The sequence below is a fragment of the Nocardia sp. CDC153 genome, from assembly GCF_035818515.1.
Classification (GTDB): domain Bacteria; phylum Actinomycetota; class Actinomycetes; order Mycobacteriales; family Mycobacteriaceae; genus Nocardia.
In genome coordinates this window covers 163,415-184,771 of the sequence record NZ_JAYKYU010000005.1, presented here as the reverse complement: position 1 = coordinate 184,771, position 21,357 = coordinate 163,415, and the positions used below count along the sequence as shown (strand labels likewise).

At 70.4% G+C, this 21,357-nt stretch carries 3 protein-coding genes; all 3 read right to left on the bottom strand.

Annotated features, from left to right (window positions below; all coding sequences use genetic code 11):
• Nucleotides 1–67: 67 nt before the first annotated feature.
• From VMT65_RS27595 to VMT65_RS27585, 3 genes are read right to left on the bottom strand one after another with little or no spacing between them, the layout of a single operon-like run.
• The gene (locus tag VMT65_RS27595) at nucleotides 68–13,303 is read right to left on the bottom strand and encodes an SDR family NAD(P)-dependent oxidoreductase (protein ID WP_326311359.1); all 13,236 of its coding nucleotides are present in this window, start codon (nucleotides 13,301–13,303) and stop codon (nucleotides 68–70) included.
• A gap of 59 nt (nucleotides 13,304–13,362) precedes the next feature.
• Nucleotides 13,363–14,754, bottom strand: a complete 1,392-nt coding sequence (locus VMT65_RS27590; RefSeq protein WP_326311358.1) for an aminotransferase class I/II-fold pyridoxal phosphate-dependent enzyme — start codon at nucleotides 14,752–14,754, stop codon at nucleotides 13,363–13,365.
• Nucleotides 14,751–21,110 (bottom strand): type I polyketide synthase, encoded by a 6,360-nt coding sequence (locus VMT65_RS27585; RefSeq protein WP_326311357.1) that lies wholly within the window; start codon nucleotides 21,108–21,110, stop codon nucleotides 14,751–14,753. Before VMT65_RS27585 ends, VMT65_RS27590 begins: the two co-directional genes overlap by 4 nt.
• Between the last annotated feature and the right edge of the window lie 247 nt (nucleotides 21,111–21,357).

Here is a 21,357-nt window from a genome sequence, read left to right as displayed (position 1 = left end):
CTCGGTCGCGGCCTTCTTCAGATACCGGCGTAGCTCGTCATTGTCGGCCATCGGTAGAACTCCAGATTCAGCTGATTTGGTCGATGAAGTCGAATAGCTCGCGGTCGTCCGCGCCGTCGAGGTCGGAGCCGTCGGAGCGGCCGCCGGTCCCGGTTCCCTCGAGTTCGCGCAGCAACGCGGTCAATCGGCTTGCTATCTCGGACCGGTCGGCGGCCGACAGCTCGGCCGCGGCGAGGCCGCGGGCCAGCGAATCGACCTCGGCGGCAAGGCGTTCGGCGGGGTCTTCGACCGGAACGAGCTCGTGGCGGAGGTGTTCGGCCAGGGCCTCGGGGGTCGGGTGGTCGAACATGGCGGTGGCCGACAATTGCACCCCGACAGCCGATTTCAGGCGGTTACGGAATTCCATCACCCCTAGTGAGTCGAATCCGATATCGCTGAACGGTTTGTCCGGCGGGGTCGAGTCCGCACCGGGGTGGCCGAGCACCGCCGCGGCCTGGGTACGGATGACATCCAGAATCACGCGCTCCTGTTCGGCGACCGGAAGATCGACCAATCGCTCTGCCAAAGACATCGAGACCTTGCCGGGCTCGTTCACGGCTGTCGGCGCGGCGACCACGGGACGGCCCACGGGCCGTACGACGTCACGCATGACCGCACGCACCTCACCGACGTCACCGCGATCGAGCCGGATCGCCACGAACTCCGACCCGCCACCCGCGAGCGCGGCATCGAACAGCTTCATGCCGTGCGCCGCGTCCACCGGCGACAGACCTTCGCGGCGCAGGCGGGCGAGATCGGTCGCGGTGAGTGCGCTTGTCATTCCGCCGCTTTGGTCCCAAGGTCCCCAGACCACCGAGGTGGCGGGGAGGCCGCTGCGGTGCCGGTGCTGCGCCAGGGCGTCGAGGAAGGCATTGGCGGCGGCGTAGTTCGCCTGGCCCGGATTGCCGATGACGCCCGCGATCGAGGAGTACAGCACGAAGGCCGACAGGTCCAGGTGCTCGGTCGCCTCGTGCAGGTTCCAGGCCGCGTCCACCTTGGGGCGCAGCACCTTCGCGAACTGTTCCGGGGTCATGGTGGTGAACAGGCCGTCGGCGAGCACGCCCGCCGCGTGGACGACGGCGGTCAGCGGGTGCTCCGGCGGGATCGCCGCCAGCGTCGCGTCCAGGGCGGTCCGGTCGGCGGCATCACAGGCGACCACGTCCACGCGTGCGCCGAGTGCGCTGAGCTCGGCGGCGAGTTCGGCCGCGCCCGGCGCGTCCGGGCCCCGCCTGCTCGCCAGGACCAGGCTGCGCACGCCGTGCTCGGTGACGAGGTGCCGGGCGGTGACCGCGCCCAATCCGCCGGTCCCGCCGGTGATGAGAACGGTTCCCTCGCGGCGCAATGGCATCGGCACGGTGAGGACGTTCTTGCCGATGTGTCGCGCCTGGCTCAGGTACCGGTAGGCGTCCGGGGCCTGCCGCAGGTCCCAGGCGAGAGCCGGATCGGGCGTCAGGGCTCCGGACTCGAACAGCTCGACCAGGTCGGTCAGTATCTCGTGCAGCCGATCCGGACCGGCCTCCATGAGCATGAAACTGCGGTAGTCCACGCCGGGATGGCGGGCCGCCACCTCGGCCGGATCACGCCGGTCGATCATGCCCATCTCGACGAACCGGCCACCGCGCGGCAGCAGCCGCAGCGAGGCGTCCACGAATTCGCCCGCCAGCGAGTCCAAGACGATGTCCGCACCGCGGCCATCGGTCTCGTCCAGGAACTTCTGCTCGAAATCCAAGGTGCGCGAATTGCCGATGACGGCATCGTCGAACCCCAACTCCCGCAGCATATTCCACTTCGGCTCACTCGCCGTGACCAGCATCCGCAAACCCAGATGCCGCGCGAGCTGCACCGCCGCGAGCCCGACACCACCGGTCGCCGCATGCAGCAGCAGCGTCTCACCGGGCTGTGCGGCAGCCAGATCCACCAGGCCGTAGTACGCGGTCGCGTAGACGATCGGAACCGCCGCCGCCCGAGTGAACGACCACCCGTCCGGCATCGGCGCGAGCAGTCGCCGATCGACCACCGCCATCGACCCCACACCCGGAATCAGCCCGAAAACCCGGTCACCAGGCGCGAATTCGGTCACATCCGAGGCAACCTCGAGCACGACACCGGCCCCCTCCCCGCCGGGCCGCCCCGCCTTGTCGGGGTAGGTGCCCAACGCCATCAGCACATCCCGGAAGTTGAGCCCAACCGCCCGCACACTCACCCGAACCCGCCCCGGCGCGAGCGGTTCCAACGCGTCCGGACGCTCACCGAAGGCGAAATTGTCCGCACTCAGAGTGCCCTTGCCGCGCAGGAGCAGCTCCCAGGCCGGGGCATGGCGCGATATGGCGTCGAGAGTGCCCGAATCTTGGTGGTGCAGACGCGGCGCGTATGCGGTCGAAAGCCGAATGGCCTGCTGGGGTTCGTCATTCGACGCCAAGGCCAAGCCCACGGCGGCACGATAGTCCGACCATTCGTCGACATCGACAAGCAGAATCCGACCGGGGTTCTCACTCTGCGCGGTCCGCAGCAAACCCCAACCCGCTGCGGTGGACAGGTCTACCAGCTCGTGCGGATGCACCGCGACCGCCCGTTTGGTCACCACGACAATGCGCCGGTCCTGCGAAAGCAGCCGCTGAACCCGCGCGGCCAGTCCGGTGATCGAATCCCGTACGCCCGATGGCAGGTCGTCGTTCGATCGCCGCTCATCGAGCCGCAATACGGTCAGGACCTGTCCTGCGATCGTCACCTCCTCACCGTCCGGGCCGGGGCTCCAGGTCGCCTGGGGGTCAGGACCGACCGCCGTGAGTGCCACCCAGTTCACCTCGTAGCCAAGGCCTTCGGCGTGCCGCTGGGCCGTGCCGAGGGTCGCGGTGGACATGCTGCGCAGCGTCAGGGTTTCGATCTCCGCGACCGTCGTGCCCGTCGGATCAGCGAGGGTTACGGCGATCGGCGCGTTGTCCTTGCCATCACCGGCCCTGGCGACACGGACTCGTAGGGCGGTCGCTCCTGTCGTGTACAGGGTGAGGTTCTCCCACGAGAACGGGACGGCGATCTGGTCGGGCTCGGTGTCGGGGGCGAGGCCGCCGAGCAGGATCGCGTGCAGGGCGGCGTCCAGAAGTGCCGGGTGCACACCGAATCCTGTGCCGTCCGAGCCCGCGGACTCGGGCAGGGTGATCTCCGCGAACACCTCGCTGTCGCGCTTCCAGAGGGCGGTCAGCCCGCGGAAGGCCGGTCCGTACTCGTAGCCGCGCTCGGCCAACTCTGTATAGGCGTCGTCGATCTCGATGGCCGTGACACCGGGTGGCGGCCAACTCACGAGGTCGGATGCGGTCACGGGCGCGGTCACCACGGCGGTGACCGTCGCGACAGCGTGGCGAATCCACTGAGCCGCATCGTCATTCGAGCGCGAGTACAGCGATACCGCCCGTGCGCCGGTGTCGTCGGGTCCGCTCGCCACGACGCGCAGGTCGACGGCCTCGGTGTCCGGCAGCGGCAGCGGCGCTTCGATCACCAATTCCGCTAGGCGCGGGCAGTCGACCACGGCTCCCACGTGTAGGGCCAGGTCCGCGAGGGCCGCGCCGGGCAGCAGTACCACTCCGGCCACGGCATGATCGGCCAGCCAGGGGTGCGCGGCCCGCGACAGGCGGCCGGTGAACACCACGTCCTCGGACTCCGGCATCCGTACCATCGCGCTCAGCAGCGGATGTCCGGCATCGTCCAGGCCGGCCTGCGCCAGGCCGGGCGTTGGCGTTGCGGAAGGCCGCGCCCAGTAGCGCCGATGCTGGAACGCGTAGGTGGGCAGGGCAATCCGATGTGTCGCGCGGCCCGCGTAGAGCGGGGTCCAGTTCACTTCCACACCGGCGACGGCGGCCCGGGCGAGCGCGGACACGAACTGTGCCGCCTCGTCACCCGACCTTCGAGCCGTCGCGATCACCGTCGATTTGGCTTCCACAGCCCGGTTTTCGGCCAGGCATTGCCCGGTCATGGCCGCCAGCACCGCATTCGGGCCGACCTCCACGAACCGCCGCGCACCCGCCTGGACCAGAGCCTCGATCCCCGGTGCGAAGCGGACGCAGTCCCGCACCTGCCGAACCCAATACTCGGGATCGGTCATCTCGGCCGCGACCAGGTCCGCCGAAAGGTTCGACACGATCGGCAGCAGTGGTTCTCGGTACGTCAATCCGGCTGCGACAGAGCGGAACTCGTCGAGCATCGGTTCCATCAAGACTGAATGGAAGGCGTGGCTGACCCGGAGCCGGGAGGTTTTCACGCCTTCTCCGGCGAGCCGGGCATCGATGTCATCGATCGCCGACTCAGTACCGGACAGCACCACCGACGAGGGGCCATTGATCGCCGCGAGTGACACCTGGCCGCTGTATTCGGCGAGCAGGGCTGTGGCCCGGGGTTCCGGCACCGCGACCGCGAGCATCGCACCGCCCTCCGGCAGTGCGCCCATCAATCGGCCGCGTGCCGCGACGAGAGCACACGCGTCCTCTAGGGACCACACGCCCGCCAGGTATGCCGCGGTCAGCTCTCCGATCGAATGGCCGATCAGCAGATCCGGTGTGACACCGAAGGATTCGAGCAACCGGAACAATGCGACCTCGAAGGCGAACAATGCCGGTTGCGTGAATTCGGTTCGATCCAGCACGCCCTCGGTGTCGGCGAACATCAAGTCCTTCAAGGGCCGACCCAACAGCGGGTCGAGCTCGGCGCAGACCTCGTCGAGCGCGGTCGCGAACGCCGGGAATGCCTGGTACAGGCCGGAACCCATGCCCATCCGCTGCGCGCCCTGGCCCGTGAACAGGAACGCGGTCTTCCCGCTACCGGCCGTGCCCTCGATCGTGCCCGGCGCTCCCGCCGCCAGCTCGGCCAATCCCGCGAGCAGCTCGTCGCGATCCCGGCCGACGGCCACCGCCCGCCGGTCCAGTGCGGCCCGCGACTCCACCAAAGTCCGTGCCACCGACCAGATGTCGGCCTCCGGGCGCTCGGCCAGCCAGTCCCGCAGCCGCGATGCCTGCGCCCGCAGGCTCTCCTCCGACTTGGCCGAGACGATCCACGGCACCACGGTGGTGCCGGAATCCACAGCGCCCGTGGCGTTCTCGCGTGTCGCGAGCGCCGGTGCCTCCTCGAGGATCACGTGCGCGTTGGTGCCGCTGATTCCGAACGACGACACCCCGGCCCGCCGGACCCGCTCGCCCGCCGCCCACGTCCGGGATTCGGTCAGCACCCGGACCGCTCCGGTCGACCAATCCACGTGCGGCGACAACTCATCCGCGTGCAGGGTCTTGGGCAGTAGCTCGTGCCGCAGCGCCTGCACCATCTTGATCACGCCGCCGACGCCCGCCGCCGCCTGCGCATGACCGATATTCGATTTCAAGGAGCCGAGCAGCAGCGGCTCGCCCGCCCGGTCCTGCCCGTAGGTGGCGAGCAGGGCCTGCGCCTCGATCGGATCGCCGAGAGTCGTTCCGGTGCCGTGTGCTTCGACGGCGTCCACATCGCGCGGGCGCACCCCGGCGTTGGCCAGCGCCGCGGCGATGACCCGCTGCTGCGCGGGGCCGTTCGGCGCGGTGAGGCCATTGCTCGCGCCGTCCTGATTGATCGCGCTGCCGCGCACCACCGCCAGCACCTCGTGGCCCAGGCGGCGGGCGTCGGACAGGCGCTCGACCACCAGCACCGCCGCGCCCTCGGACCAGGCGACGCCGTCGGCGGCGGCTGAGAAAGATTTGCAGCGGCCGTCGCGGGCCAACCCGCGCTGGCGCGAGAACTCCTGGAACACCATGGGTGTCGCCATCACGGTCGCACCGCCGACCAGGGCCAGCGAGCTCTCGCCCTGGCGCAGCGCCTGGCAGGCCAGGTGCAGCGCCACCAGGGAGGACGAGCAGGCGGTGTCCACGGTCATGGCGGGACCCTCCAGGCCCAGCGCGTAGGCGACCCGCCCGGACGCCACACTGCCCAGGCCGCCGGTGAGGCGATACCCCTCGACCTCCGGACCGGCCTGGCCCGCGACAGTCTCGTAGTCCTGATACATAACGCCCGTGTAGACGCCGGTGTCGGTGCCGCGCACCGAGGTCGGGTCGATACCCGCGGATTCGAGGGCCTCCCAGGACACTTCGAGCAGCAGCCGCTGCTGCGGATCCATCGCCGACGCCTCACGCGGACCGATTCCGAAGAACGCCGGATCGAAATCGCCCGCGTTGTAGAGGAATCCACCGCGACGGGTGTAGACGGTCCCGGGCGCGTCCGGGTCCGGGTCGAACAGCCGCTCGAGATCCCAGCCGCGATCGGCGGGGAATTCGCCGGTCCCGTCGATGCCGGAGGCGACGAGATCCCAGAGCGCGTCCGGTGATTCGACGCCGCCGGGGAATCGGCAGGCCATGCCCACGATCGCGATGGGCTCGTCGGCCCGGACGCGACGCGATACCCGCACCGTGGCCGGATCGGCCTGCGCGCCCTCGATGGTGGAGTGCAGCAGGGCGGCGACCGCGGCGGCCGTGGGATGGTCGAAGACCAGGGTGGACGGGAGCCGCACGCCGGTGGCCTTGGCCAGCCGGTTGCGGAATTCGACGCCGCCGAGCGAGTCGAATCCCAGTGCGTCGAAACGCTCGCCGGGGTCGATGTCGTCGGCGGAATCGTGGCCGAGGACGGCCGCCGCGTGCTCCCGCACCAGGGTCAGCACGACCTCGGCGCGCTGTGCCTCGGGGACTCGACTCAGGCGCGCCGCGAGCGAACTCGCGGCGGCCGCGGGCCGTTCGGTGACGCGCGGCAGGAACCCACGCAGCACGGCGGGCGCGGTGCCGTCGCTGGCCTCGCGCCGCAGGTGGGCCGGGTCGAACCGGATCGCGGTCAGGTGCGCGGCGGCGGTGCCGACGGCCGCGTCGAACAGCCGCAGGCCCTCGTCGTTCGCCAGCGGCTGCAGTCCGAGCCGTTCCCAGCGTGCGAGCGCACTGCGGTCCAGGCTTTCGGTCATGCCGCCGGAGGAGTTCCAGGGACCCCAGGCCACCGACAGCGCGGGCAGCCCGGCGGCGCGGCGGCGGTGCGCGAGCGCGTCGAGGACCGCGTTGGCCGCCGCGTAATTGCCCTGTCCCGCCGAGCCGATCGTGGCGGCCACCGAGGAGAACAGCACGAAGGCCGACAGGTCACGGTCGCGAGTGAGTTCGTGCAGATGCCAGGCGGCCTCCGTCTTCGGGACGAACACGCGCCGCAGCTGCGCGGCGGTCAGGCCCGCGAGGGTGCCGTCGTCGAGCACGCCCGCCGCGTGGATGACCGCGGTCAGCGGGTGCTGCGCCGGTATCGAATCCAGCAGGGAGGCCAGTGCCGCGCGGTCGGCCACATCGCAGGCCGCGACGCGGGCGGTGGCCCCGGCAGCCGACAGTTCGGACACCAGTTCGGTTGCACCAGCGGTGGTTTCGCCGCGTCGGGACACCAGCAGCAGGTGGCGGACACCGTGCGCGGTGACCAGATGGCGGGCCAGCAGCGCACCGAGGCCGCCGGTGCCGCCGGTGATCAGGACGGTGCCGCCGCCGAAGGACGGCGTCGACTCGGAGTTCCGGTCCGCCCCGGCGCGAACCAGGCGCGGGACGAGCACTGTCCCGGCGCGCACCGCGGCCTGCGGTTCTCCCGTCGCGAGTACGGCACCGAGCGGCAGCGAATCATGCGGGGACGCGAGGGCCGACGGGTCGACGTCGACGAGTACGAAGCGGCCGGGGTATTCCGATTGCGCGGTGCGTATCAGGCCCCAAATGGCCGAGGCGGCGAGATCCGGTGTCTCACCCGGTATTCCGGCACCGTTGGCGGTCACCACGACCAGGCGGGTGTCGGCCAGCCGCTCGTCGGCCAGCCAAGCCTGCACCGTCGCCAGCACCCTTTCCAGGTGGCCACGCACCTCCGCCAGGTCCTCGCTGGCGGCACCGCAGTCCGGTCGCCAGACCATGAATTCCGGGATCTGCTGCACAGCAGCGAATTCCGAACCGAGGACGGCCATCCGGTCCGGCGAGACGTCCGGTGTCGTCGCCGCCACGGGCGTCCAGTGCGTCTCGTACAGGTCCGCGGTCCGCACTCCCAGAGCGCCACGCAGCTGCTTCACGTCATACGGCCGCATGACCACCGCATCGACCGATACCACGGGCCGTCCCGAATCATCCACGGCGGCAGCGGAAATCGTCTCCGCACCGGTCGCCGTGGCGATGACGCGCAGCGTTGCCGGAGTGGTGAGCGGCCGGTGCAACCGCACTCCCGCCCAGCGGAACAGCAGGCGGCCGGTGTCCGGATCGCTGTCCTGATCACGCCAGAGCAGCTCGGCCAGCCCGGTGTGCAATACCTGGTCGAGCAGGGCCGGATGGATATCGAACCGCTCCGCGCCGGGTGCGGCGGCCGGATCCAGGGCGATCTCGGAGAACACGGTGTCACCGCGTCGCCAGGCGGCGGCGGCACCGGTGAACGCCGGGCCGTACTCGAGTCCGGAGACGGTGGCTATCCGCTCGGGAATCCCTGTGGGGTCGAGGTTTTCGGCGTCGGCGGGCGGCCACGGCTCGTCCAGCAGTCGGTCGAGCAGCGTATCCCCGTCGTCCTGCGAAGGGGCGAGTACGCCGCTGGCATTGCGCACCCACTCCTTGGTGCCCGCCACACGGAAGTGGAAGGCGAACTGTCGTCGCCCGGACCGGTCCGGCTCCTCGACCGACACTTGGAGTTCGACCTCGCCGTCCGGCGTCGGCGGCACCGGGGCCTCCAGCGTCAACTCCTCGAGGACGCCGCACCCGATCCGGTCGCCCGCCACAAGCAGGAATTCGGCGAGGGCCGCGCTCGGCAGCACCACGCGGCCGTAGGTCGTGTGATCGGCGATCCACGGGTCGGTGGCCAGCGAGAAGCGGCCGGTGCACACGAACCGGTCCGCACCGGCCACCGGCACCACCGCGGTGAGCAGCGGGTGGCCGAGAGGCTCGGCGCTGGTCTCCTCGCGCGGCGGCAGCCAGAAGCGCTGATGCTGGAAGGCATACGTGGGCAATGGGATTCGGCGAGCAACCCGAGGGAGCAGGGGTGTCCAATCCACGCGCGCACCCGAGGCATGCGCGTGTGCCAGCAGCGTCAGGAACTGCCGCGGCTCATCGTGATCCCGGCGAGCCGCCGCTGCCACTACCGACGCCGCATCCTCCGGAAGGGTCTGCCGGGTCATGGCCGCCAGGACCGCGTCGGGGCCGACCTCCAGGAATCGCCGCACGCCCGAGGCCGCCAACGTCTCGATTCCCGGCGCGAACCGCACGGCGGCCCGCACCTGCCGAACCCAGTACGCGGCGTCCAGCAGCTCGTCTCCGGCGAGACGGCCGGTCACATTCGACACAATCGGCAAGTGCGGCCGGTGGTAGGTCAACTCCCTTGCCACGGACTCGAATTCGGCCAGCATCGGCTCCATCCGATGCGAGTGGAAGGCATGGCTGACGCGCAGTCGCGTCGTCTTCACGCCGCGCTCGGCGAATCGGATCTCCAGCTCGCCGATCGCGTCCTCGTCGCCCGAAACCACCAGCGCCGCCGGCGCGTTGACCGCCGCGATCGACACCCGGCCCGGATACCGGTCGACCGCGTCGGTCACGTCGGCTTCGGTGGCGGCGATGGCCAGCATCGCACCGCCCTCGGGCAACGCACCCATGAGGCGTCCACGCGCCGCCACCAACCGGCACGCCTCCTCGAGCGACCACAGACCCGCGACATACGCGGCGGCGACCTCACCGATCGAATGCCCTATCACCGCATCCGGGGTGAGGCCGAACGACTCCAGCAGGCGATACAGCGCGACTTCGAAGGCGAACAGGGCGGGCTGGGTGAATTCGGTCCGATCCAGCAGCGCCGCCTCGGAACCACCGCTGAACATCAGCTCTCGCAGCGAATACCCCGAGGCCGAATCGAACTGGGCGCACACCGAATCCAACGCGTCCGCGAACACCGGGAAGGCCTCGTACAGGCCCGCGCCCATCCCGACCCGCTGGGCACCCTGGCCCGTGAACAGAAACGCCGTCCGCCCCGAACCGGCCGTGCCCGTGACGACACCGGCATCGCTCCCCGATTTCGCGAGATCGGCCAACTGCCGCAACAGCTCGTCGCGATCGCGGCCGAGAATCACACTCCGCGAGTCCAAATGCGCCCGCGTCGTCGCCAGCGCGTGCGCCGCCGCCGCGATATCGATCTCCGGCCGTTCCGACAGCCACGCGTGCAGTCGGGCCGCCTGGGCGCGCAGACCCGCTTCGCCCTTGCCCGACACCAACAGTGGGATCGCCGGGACGGTGCTGTCGTCGGTGTCCACGACGGCCGGTGCCGGTGCGGCCGGGGCCTCTTCGAGAATCACATGGGCATTGGTGCCGCTGATTCCGAACGATGACACGCCCGCCCGTCGTACGCGTTCACCGGCGGTCCACGGTTCGGCCTCGGTCAGCAGACGCACCGCGCCCGCGGCCCAATCCACGTGCGGTGAGGGCGTTTCGGCGTGCAGTGTGCGCGGCAACCGTTCGTGCCGCAGCGCCTGCACCATCTTGATCACCCCGGCGACCCCGGCGGCGGCCACGGCATGCCCGATATTCGACTTCACCGATCCGATCCGCAGCGGCTCCCGGTCGCCGCGTTCCTGTCCATAGGCCGCGATGAGGGCCTGCGCCTCGATCGGATCGCCCAGGGCCGTACCGGTTCCATGGGCTTCCACGGCATCCACGTCGCGCGCGGCGAGGCCCGCATTGGCCAGGGCCTGCGCGATCACCCGCTCCTGCGACGGACCGTTCGGCGCGGTCAGGCCATTGCTCGCGCCGTCCTGGTTCACCGCGCTACCACGAATGACAGCGAGGATCTGGTGGCCGCGTAGGCGTGCCTCCGAAAGTCGCTCCAGGACGAGCACACCCGAGCCCTCGGACCAGGCCACACCGTCGGCGGCGGCCGAGAAGGGTTTGCAGCGGCCGTCCGGGGACAGGCCGCGCTGGCGGGCGAAGTCCACGTACAGGTACGGGCTGGCCGCGACGGTCACGCCACCGGCGAGCACCAGCGAGCTGTCGCCCTGGCGCAGCGCCTGGCACGCCAGGTGCAGGGCCACCAGCGACGACGAGCAGGCCGTGTCCACCGTGACCGCGGGGCCTTCCAGGCCGAATACGTAGGCGACACGGCCCGAGATGACGCTGTGCGAGGTGCCGGTCAGCCGGAAACCCTCCAGCTCACCGGTGACCCGGCGCGAATAGCCCGAGGAGCAGGCACCGGCGAAGACACCGGTGTCGCTGCCCCGCAGGGTCGTCGGGTCGATGCCCGCGTCTTCCAGGGCCTCCCAGGCAGTTTCGAGGAACAACCGCTGCTGCGGGTCCATCGCGGAGGCCTCGCGCGGACTAATGCCGAAGAAGCCGGGATCGAAATCGCCTGCGTTGCCGAGGAATCCGCCGTGTCGGGTGTAGACCGTTCCCGGCTTGTCGGGATCCGGGTCGAACAGTCGGTCCAGGTCCCATCCGCGATCGGTGGGGAATTCACCGATGACGTCCCGTCCCGCGGCCACCAGGTCCCACAGCTCCTCGGCCGAGCCCACGCCGCCGGGGAACCGGGCACCGATGCCGACAATGGCGATGGGCTCGTCCGCGCCCGAGCGCCTGGTCTCGCGCCGCCCGCGTTCGTCCACCCCGGTCGCACGCGCCTTCAGCAGCGCCGCAACGGCATTCGGCGTCGGATGATCGAAGACCAGGGATGCGGGCAGCTGCACACCGGTGGCACGGATCAGTCGGTTCCGCAGCTCCACGCCGCTGACCGAATCGATACCGAACTCGGTGAAGGGCAGGTCGGGGTCGATCGATCGGGCCGTCTCGGTACCCAGGACGGCGGCGGTGTGCTCGCGGACGATGTCGAGAACGACTGTGTCGCGCTGGAATTCGGGAGTCGCCAGCAGCGTGCGCGCCAGCGGACCGTCCTCCCGTACCCCGGTGTCCGCGAACGCGTCCTCCGGCAGCTGTACCGATGACCCACCGCGGACCAGCGCGTCCGGATCCATGGGGAACCCGGCACAGTGGCCCTGCGCCAATGCCGCCAGCAGCCGTCGCGGGCCGCCCTCGTCGCGTCGCAGCGTGCCGACGACCGCGACCTCCTCGCCCGCCCCGGCCGACTCGGCGGTCGCGGCGATGTCCATCGTGAGCACCGGGTGGGTGCTGATCTCGAGGAATCCGGTGATGCCGTCGGCGATCAGCGCCGTCACGGCCTCGGCGAACCGAATCGGTTCCCGCTCCGCGCGATACCAGTAGTCGGCGTCCAGTTCGGCCGTGTCCAGCCGCTCGGCCAGGACCGTGGACAGGAACGGCACCGACCCGGAGCGCGGACGAATCGACGCCAGCTCCGCGCGCAGCCGCTCACGAATCCCCTCGACCGCGGGCGAGTGCGACGCGTAGTCGATCGCCACCCGGCGCGCCCGCACATCCTCGCGGGCGCGGTCGGCGAGGAACTCCTCGAGCGCCGACACCTCCCCGGACACCACGCAGTGCGCCGGGCCGTTCACCGCCGCCAGCCACAGCCGATCCGGGTACGCCGCAAGACGTTCCCGCACCGACTCGGCATCCAGTCCGACAGAGGCCATGCCGCCGTGCCCCGCCAGTTCCTCGGCCAGCGCCCGCGACCGCAGCGCCACCACCCGTGCCGCGTCGGACAGCGACAGTCCACCGGCCACGTAGGCGGCGGCGATCTCGCCGTGCGAATGCCCGATCACCATGTCCGGCTCCACACCGGCGGCCCGCCACCGCCCGGCCAGCGCGACCATCACCGCGAACAGCGCGGGCTGCACCACGTCCACGCGGTCCGGCGCTGGCGCGTCGACGTCGCCGCGCAGCACCGCCGTGAGCGACCAGTCCACGTACGGTGCCAGCGCGGCCTCGCATTCCGCGATCGACGCCGCGAAGGCCTCGTCCGCGTCCAGCAGTTCGCGGGCCATCCCCTGCCACTGGGCACCGTTTCCCGGGAAAACGAACGCCACCCGCCGCGGCTCGGCCCGCTCGACGGCGGGCTCGATCGCCACCGCGGGCGCGGTCGGATCGGCCAAGGCGGCCAGACCGGCCAACAGTTCCGCCCGGTCCTGCCCGACTATGCGTGCCCGCCACGGCATTCCGGCCGACGCGACGATCAATGACCGCGCCACGTCGACCACATCCAGTTCCGGATGCCGCAGCAGCCACTCGCGCAGCCGGGCCGCCCGCGCGCCAATGTCACTCGCGCTGCGCGCCGACACCACCCACGGAACACCACCCGGCGTTCCGAAGGGCATGCCACCGGTCGCGATGTCGGTCACTGGACTCCTCGCTGAAAATGATCGAAGTTCGGTACCCCCCTGGGACATACGGCCGCGTATCACACCGCGGCCGCGTGCTCCGGTATCTGTTCCGCCGCGGCAATGGTCTCCGCCAGCAGGTCGGCGGTCGAGATGAGCTGTTGCTCGGTGTGTTCGGAGGTGACGAAGAACCGGAGCCGCTCCTTGCCGACCGGTACCGCCGGTGCGGAGATCGCACCCGCGTAGACCCCGCGCTGCAGCAGCGTCGCCGAGACGAATCCGGCGCGCATCTCACCGGGCACGATCACCGGGCAGATCGGGGTGCCCTCGGAGACGCCGAGATCGATGCCGCGCTCCCGCAACGCCGTGTTGAACAGCCTGGTGTTGTCCCACAGCCGGGCGACCCGCTCGGGTTCGTCGACGAGCACCTCGAGCCCGGCCAGCGCGGCCGAAATCGTCGACGGCGCGGGGCCGCCGGTGAGCATTGCGACCCCCGGGGCGCTCGCCTTCATCGCCCGGATGAGGTCCGCGTCGGCCGCGATGAAACCGCCGCAGCTGCCCAGCGCCTTCGACAGCGTGCCCATCCAGATGTCGACATCCGAGCCCGCCATGCTTAGATGCTCGCGCATGCCGAAGCCGTGCGCGCCGAACACACCGAACGAATGCGCCTCGTCGACCATGACCGCGCAGTCGTATTCCCGTGCGATGGCGGCCAATTCGTCGACGCGGCCCACCGTGCCGTCCATGCTGTAGTGGCCCTCGATCACCACCAGCGCCCGGTCGAAGCCGGAGCGCGACATGCGCAGCACCGAGCGCAGTGACTCGGGATCGTTGTGCCGGAAGTTGATTCGGCGGCATCCGGCCCACTGGGTTCCGGAGACGACGCTGCCGTGGATGAGCGCGTCGCAGATCGCCACGTCGCGCTCGCCCAGCAGGAATCCGATGACGCCCGCATTGGTCAGGTAGCCGCTCGTGGTCACCATCGCGTCGCCGACCTGGTAGATGTCGGCCAGCCGCCGCTCCAGCTCGCCGTAGAGCGGAATCTCCCCCGCCACAATGCGACTGGCCGCGGCCGAGGCGCCGTACTGGTCGAGTCCGCGCTTGGCGCCCTCGACCACCCGGGGATGGTTGGCCAGCCCCAGGTAGTTGTAGGCGCTGAAGTTCACCAGCTCGCTGTCCGCCGCGCGGATCACCGTGTCGTTGGGGCTTTTCCGCGGCAGGAACAGCGGGTTGGCCATGCCGGACTGCTCGGTAATGGCGTCGATGGCCGCCCACTTCCGCACGGCGGCGGCCACTTCCGGGTGGTCGGCGAACTGACGACCGGGGCCGCGTCGCACCTTGGGGGCCGATGTGGGGGCCACCGATGCGGGGGCCACCGGGGCGGCGGCGCGCTGCGCCGTACTCGCACCCGACGGCGTTGCCGCGGTGCCCGCCAACAGTTTCCGGGCCAGATCCCGCGCCGACTCGCTCATGCGATCACCCCGGCCTGCTGGGCTCCGGCCGCGGAGGTGCCCGCGACGAAGTACTCGGCCACCTGCGCGCCCGCCTGTTCGAGGGTGAACGTGCGCCCCAGTTTCAGCGCCGTCAGATCCACCCCGAGTGCTCGGGTCACCAAGGCGCTGAACTCGACCGCCATCAGCGAGTCGAGGCCGAGCTCCGGCACCGGCACGGTCAGATCGATCGAATCCGCGGCGACACCCATCACCACCGCCATCTGCTCGGCGAGCATGTGCGCGACCACGTCCCTGCGCTTGCCCTCGTCGAGCTCGCGCAGCGCCGAAACCAGCTGCGAGGCGGCCGAATCGTCCTCGGCCGAGGCAGCGACCTGCTCCATCATCCGGCCGGTCCGCGCGAAATGCGGGCCACCGGCGACCACCTTGCCCCAGTCGATGGGGATGATCGCGGCGTGGTGGTGCAGGCCGAGTGTCAGTGCGGCCTCCAGGAATTCGGTGCCCTCGTCCATGTCGACGGTGTCGAACCCGGTGGCGATCAGGTAGTGCGCCAGGTTCTCGTCGGCCTCGGCCATGCCGCCGCCGGACATGTGGCCCCAGCCGACGGACAGCGCGTTCCCGCCGCCGCGGACGATCCGGTCGGCCTCGGCGTTCAGGGCGATGTTCGCCGCGGTGTAGGAGTACTGGCCGATGCCGCCGAAGATCGCGCTGCCCGAGGAGAACAGCACGAACATGTCGAGTTCGGCTCCGGCGCTGTCGATTCCGTGCACCAGCGCGCGCACGCCGTCGATCTTCGGGCCGTACACCGAGGCCAGGCTGTCGCGGTCCATCACGGCAATCCGCTTGTCGTCCACGATGCCCGCGGTGTGGAACACGCCCTTCAAGGGGTGCTCCGGGCTGTGCGCGCGACCGACGACCTCGGCCATCGCGGCCGCGTCGGTGACATCGACCCGTTCGGTGACGACCTCGACGCCCATCTCCGCCCAGGCCGCCAACTGTCGCCGGGCCGATTCGGTGCGAGCGCCGCCGCGGCCCAGCAGGGTCAGATGCGTCGCACCCTTGCCGACCAGCCAGCGGCCGATGGCCAGGCCGAAGCCGCCGAAGCCACCGGTGATCAGGTACCGCGCCGCGGGGTCGACGGTGACCTCCGGAATCCGCGGACGCACCAGCGGCGCTTCGCTTTCCAGGCTCAACACGATGCGGCCGAGCTGGCTCGAGCGGGCGACGTCCTCGAATGCCCGTGCCACGTCATTGGTTTCGTACAGCTCGTAGGGCAGTCGCCGGTAGGTGCCCGCGTCCAGCTTGGCATTGACCCGCTGTCCCAGCTCCACGGTCTCCTTGCGCCGCTTGGCCAGCATCCGGTCCAGATCGAAGGAGTGGTAGGAGACGTTCTTGTCGAAGTGCCGCATGTCGAGCATGCCGCCGGTGTAGATGTCGGCCTTGCCGATCTCCACGATGCGCCCGAATTCGGCCACGGCCTTGAAGTTGTGCCGCAGGATCTCGCCGGGTGCGGTGCTGATCACCACGTCCGCGCCGCGTCCGTCGGTGAGGGCGAGCACGTCGTCGGCGAAGTTCAGCGACCGCGAGTCGAGCACGTGATCCGCGCCCTGGGCGAGCACGTACGCGCGCCGCTCGTCGGTGCTGGCGGTGCCGATCACCATGGCGCCGTGGCGCTTCGCGATCTGCACCGCGGCCGCGCCGACACCGCCCGCCGCGCCGTGCACCAGCACGGTCTCGCCCGGCTCCAGCCGGGCCAGCTCCAGCAGCGAGTGCTCGGAGGTGGAGAAGGCGGTATTGCTGCTGCAGTGGCCGGGCTCGGTGTCGGCGGCGACCGGGAACAGCAGATCGCGGGAGGTGGTGTGGAAGCGGCTCATCAGGCCCTTCGACACCAGCAGCACCGGGTCGCCGACGGCGATATCGGTGACACCCGCGCCGACCCGGACGACCGTGCCCATGCCCTCCATACCCGGCACCGTGTCGAAGAACGTTCCGGCCAGGTCGCGTTCGCCGAGCACGCCGAGCACCTTGAGCGGGTCCTTGTAGTTGAGGCCGATGGCCCGCATCCGCACCTCGACCTCGCCGGCCTCCGGGGCGCGGCGATCGCAGCGACGCCAGCCGAGCCGGGACAGCACCCGCGACTTGGGAACCTCCAGGGCGAAGTTCGCCTCCGGATCGGTCAGCGGGGTCGCCTGGTCCAGCGCCTCGATCCGGCCGGGCAGCGAGGACTCGACCACGGTCACCCAGCGCAGGCCATTGCGCAGGAACACCTCGTCGGAATTGTCGTAGGTGAACGCGCCCGGAATGGCCAGCTCGGCCGCGAGATCGGCGTCGGTGACCTCGGATTCGACATCGACGAGCCGCCAACGCAGCCGCAGCTGCTCATTGAGCAGCACCCGGCGCGCACCCGCCAGCGCGGCATGGCTCGGGTTGGGCGCGGCATCGCCGTCGGGATGCGCGAAGGCCTGTTCGGTGAGCAGGGTGACGTGGATCGACCCGTCGCCGGTCATCGGGGTCTCCGCGCCGCGCTCGTCCAGCCACGCGTTCAGGAACTCCTCCGCGGCGACCGCCAGCCTGCGTAGCGTCCACAGATTGTCCAGGTCGGAGAACTCCGAACCGGCCACGAAGACCACATGCAGACGCTCGATGCCGTCCAGCCGGGCGGCGGCCCAAAGCCGTTCGCGCAGTAGTTCTTCCAGGTCGGTGCGCGCCGGGTCGCCGACCGCGAGCACCTCCGCGCGGGCGGCGGTGCGGGCCACTTGCGCGGCGCGCTCCCCGGCCTCGGACCCGAGCTCGACCACCAGCGTGAACGCGGTTTCGGCGGCGGGCAGTTCCGCGACGTCGACCGGATCCCGCAGCTCCCAGCGGTCTTCGTAGAAGAAGTCCGACATGCGTTGCAGCGCACCGAGTCCGGGTGCGATCGAGCCGAAACGCATGCCGACGATCCGCAGCACGACATTGTGCTCGGCATCGAGCAGGTCGATATCGGCGGTGGGCGCCGCGGCATCGGAGGTCTCGAGGCGCGCCACCACCGTCACCTTCTCGGGCACGGCCGCGAACGCCCGCACCCCGGCGACACCGACCGGCACCATGGCGCCGTCGCCCGAGCTACCGGTGCCCGCCAGCAGCGCGGCAATACTCTGCAGCGCGGCGTCCACGACGCAGGGGTGCGCGAAATGGCCGGTGTCGCGGGCGATTCCGCCGTCCAGGGTCGACACGACCGTGGTGCCGGAGACCCGCACCGAGGTCGCGCGTCGGAACGCGGGCCCGTACTGCAGGCCCCGGGCCGCCAGGCCGGTGTAGAACTCGGCCGGGTCGACCTCGAGCATCTCCTCGATATCGGGCACCTCGACCTTCGTCGGCTCGAACACGCCGGTGATCAAGCGGCCGGTGGCGTGCACGGTCCAGACCGTGCCCGCCGCGCCCCGCGACCGAATGGTGAACCGGTCGGTGGACTCCTCCACGCGCAGTTCGACGATCGGGGCCTCGCCCTCGTCGATGACCAGCGGCGCGACGAAGTCCACATCCTCCACGGCCGCGCGGGTGGAATCCGTGCGCAGGGCCACCGCGCTCAGCGCGGCATCCAAATACGCTGCGCCGGGCAGGATTCGAGCGCCACCGACCACGTGATCGTCCAGCCACGGCAGCGCGGCGACGCTCAGCTGCTTCGTCCAGACCGTCGAGGGGTTGTCCAGATCCGGATCCCCGAGCATGGGGTAGGCACCCGGGGTGCCCTGGCGGCGCTGCTGGAACTCACGAATCTCATTGCGCAGGTGGGTGCGCTGCCACGGGTAGCGCGGCAGGCCGATGTGCGGGGTGACCGGGGTCCCGGCGAACAGGGCGTCGATGTCCAGCACGCCCGCGGTGTAGAGCCCGGCGATGGTCTGCCGCACGCTGTCCGCGTCGGCCTGCTTGCGGTTGAGCGTGGCGACGGTGGTGCCGGTCTCGCCCGCGCCCAGCAGGATCTCGCGAATGTTCGCGCCCAGCACGGGATGCGGGCCGACCTCGAGGAACACCCGGCTGCCCGCCCCGACCAGCCCGGTGATGGCGTCGGCGAAGCGGACCGGCCTGCGGACGTTCGCGCACCAGTATTCGGCGTCCCAGTCCGCGACGGTGACCGGTGCGCCGGTGACCGTCGAATACAGCGGAATGTTCGGCTTCGACACGACGAGATCGGCGAGCACCGTCCGCAATTCGTCGAGAATCGGGTCCATCAGATAGCTGTGGTAGGGCACCTCGACGCGTAGTCGCTTGGCGAAAACGCCTTGCTCGGTGAGGCTTTCGGCGATCCGGTCGAGTCGCTCCTCGGCACCGGCCAGCGTCACCGCGGTGGGGCTGTTGATCGCGGCGACATCGATGCTGTCGTCGCCCTCGATCAGCTCCCGGGCGGCCGTCTCGGACAGTCCGACCGCGAGCATGCCGCCGGAACCGGCGGTGGTGGCCTGCAGGCGCGCCCGGTGGTAGCTCACCAGCAATGCGTCACGCAGGGAGAGCATTCCGGTGACGTAGGCCGCGGACACCTCGCCCACGCTGTGGCCGACCACGGCGGCGGGCCGCACGCCCAGCTCGCGGAGCAGAGCGAACAGGGCGACCTGCACCAGGAAGTTGGCGGGCTGCGCGACGGCGGTATCGGTGACGCGCGACTGCTCCTCGGGCCGCAGCAGCTCCTCAACGATGGACCAGCCGGAGATCTCCCGGAACACCGCGTCGACGCGGGCCGCCTCGTCGGCGAAAGTGCCTGCGGTCTGGAGCAATTCGCGCCCCATGGCCCACCACTGCGGGCCCATTCCGGTGAACACGAAGACCGGCTCGGCGACCTTGCCGCCGACCACCTTGGTCGCCCCACGCCCGGACCCGGTCGCGAATTCCACCAGGGCACTGACCAATTCGGTGTCGTCACCGAAGGTCACCGCGGTACGGATCGGGTGATGCGCGCGGCGCGTCCACGCTGCCTCGGCCAGATGGCCCGGATCGGCCCCGTCGGCGATCAACTCGGCGAAGCGCCGGGCCAGGTCGCGGGTGGCCGGCTCGGAGCGCGCCGAGATCGGCAGCACGCCGAAGTGCTTCGGCTCGTGCTCGACATCGGGGGCCGTGTACTCCTGCAGGATCGCGTGCGCGTTGGTGCCGCCGTAGCCGAATCCGTTGACCGCCACCGTCATTCGTTCGACCTCGGGGCCGACGGGCTGCAGGTCCAGCTGCAGCTTGATGCCGAGCTCGTCGAACGGGATATCGGGATTGGGCGTCTCCAGCCAGCCCTGCGGGGCGATGGTCCGATGCGAGATGGCGAGCGCGGATTTGATGACGCTCGCGATGCCGGACGCCGCCTCGGTGTGTCCGAGCTGCGCCTTGACCGAGCCGACGCCGACCGGGGAGGTCCGGCCCGGGACCGCGCCGTAGGCCCGGCCGATCGCCCGCAACTCCAGGGGATCACCGACCGGGGTGCCGGTGCCGTGCGCCTCGACGTAGGTGACCTCGTGCGGCTCGATGCCCGCCCGGCGGGTCACCGCCTTGGCCAATTCCTCCTGCATATCGGCATTGGGCACGGTGATCGCGGTGGTGCGCCCGTCCTGGTTCGACCCGGTCGCCTTGATCACGGCGTAGACCCGGTCGCCGTCGCGTTCGGCGTCGGCCAGCTTCTTCAGCACCACCATGCCCGCGCCCTCGCCGCGGCCGTAGCCGTCGGCCGAGACGTCGAACGGCTTGCTGCGGCCGTCGGCGGCCAGGAAGCCGCCCTTGCACATGGAGACGAACGGTTCCGGCTGCAGCAGCATGGTGACGCCGCCCGCCATGGCGACCTCGCAGTCGCCGTTCTCGATCGCCTGGCAGGCCAGATGCAGGGCGACCAGCGAGGACGAGCACGCGGTGTCGACGGTGATCGCGGGCCCGATCAGGTTGAGCACGTAGGCGATTCGATTCGACAGCATGGTGTAGGACGCGCCGACGGCGGTGTGCATGTCCACGTGCGGCAGGGCGTCGCCCGACACCGAGACGGCCAGCTGGTCCAGGGTGAACGCGCCGACGAACACACCGATCCGCGCGCCCGCGACCCGGCCCGCCACACCGGCGTCGTCGAGGGCCTCCCAGGCCACCTCGAGCACGACCCGCTGCTGCGGGTCCATGGAGGTCGCCTCACGGGGCGAGATACCGAAGAAGTCGGGGTCGAATTCCCAAGGGTCGCCGGTCAGGAAGGCCGCGCGCTTGGTGTACATGCGGCCCGGGGTCCGCTTGTCGGGGTCGTAGTAACGCCGGTAGTCCCATCGTTCGGCCGGGATGTCCACGACACCGTCGCGCTTGTCGGCGACGAAGTCCCAGAAGGATTCCGGTGAATCGATCCCACCCGCATAGCGGCAGCCAATACCGACAATGGCAATGTCAGACAAAGAGTCTCCTCGGTAAACTCGAATCCCCCCGAGAAGTGATATGCGGGAATAGACCCCGCGAGTGGGCTATGGCGCGGCGCCCCGCTCCGCTTCGCGCGCAACAACCTTCATTACCGGTATCTCACCGATATCACGCCGTATCACACGGCAAACGACCATCGAGGCCGGTTGATCCACGCCCGTCCCTTACCCTGCCCTGTCCGCCCTACGGCCGGACCGTCTTTCGCACCGGTGGCGGACCTTACCC

Coding starts and splice junctions, on each gene's coding strand:
- VMT65_RS27590 (WP_326311358.1), bottom strand. CDS start 14,754: ATGAGCGAGTCGGCGCGGGATCTGGCCCGGAAACTGTTGGCGGGCACC.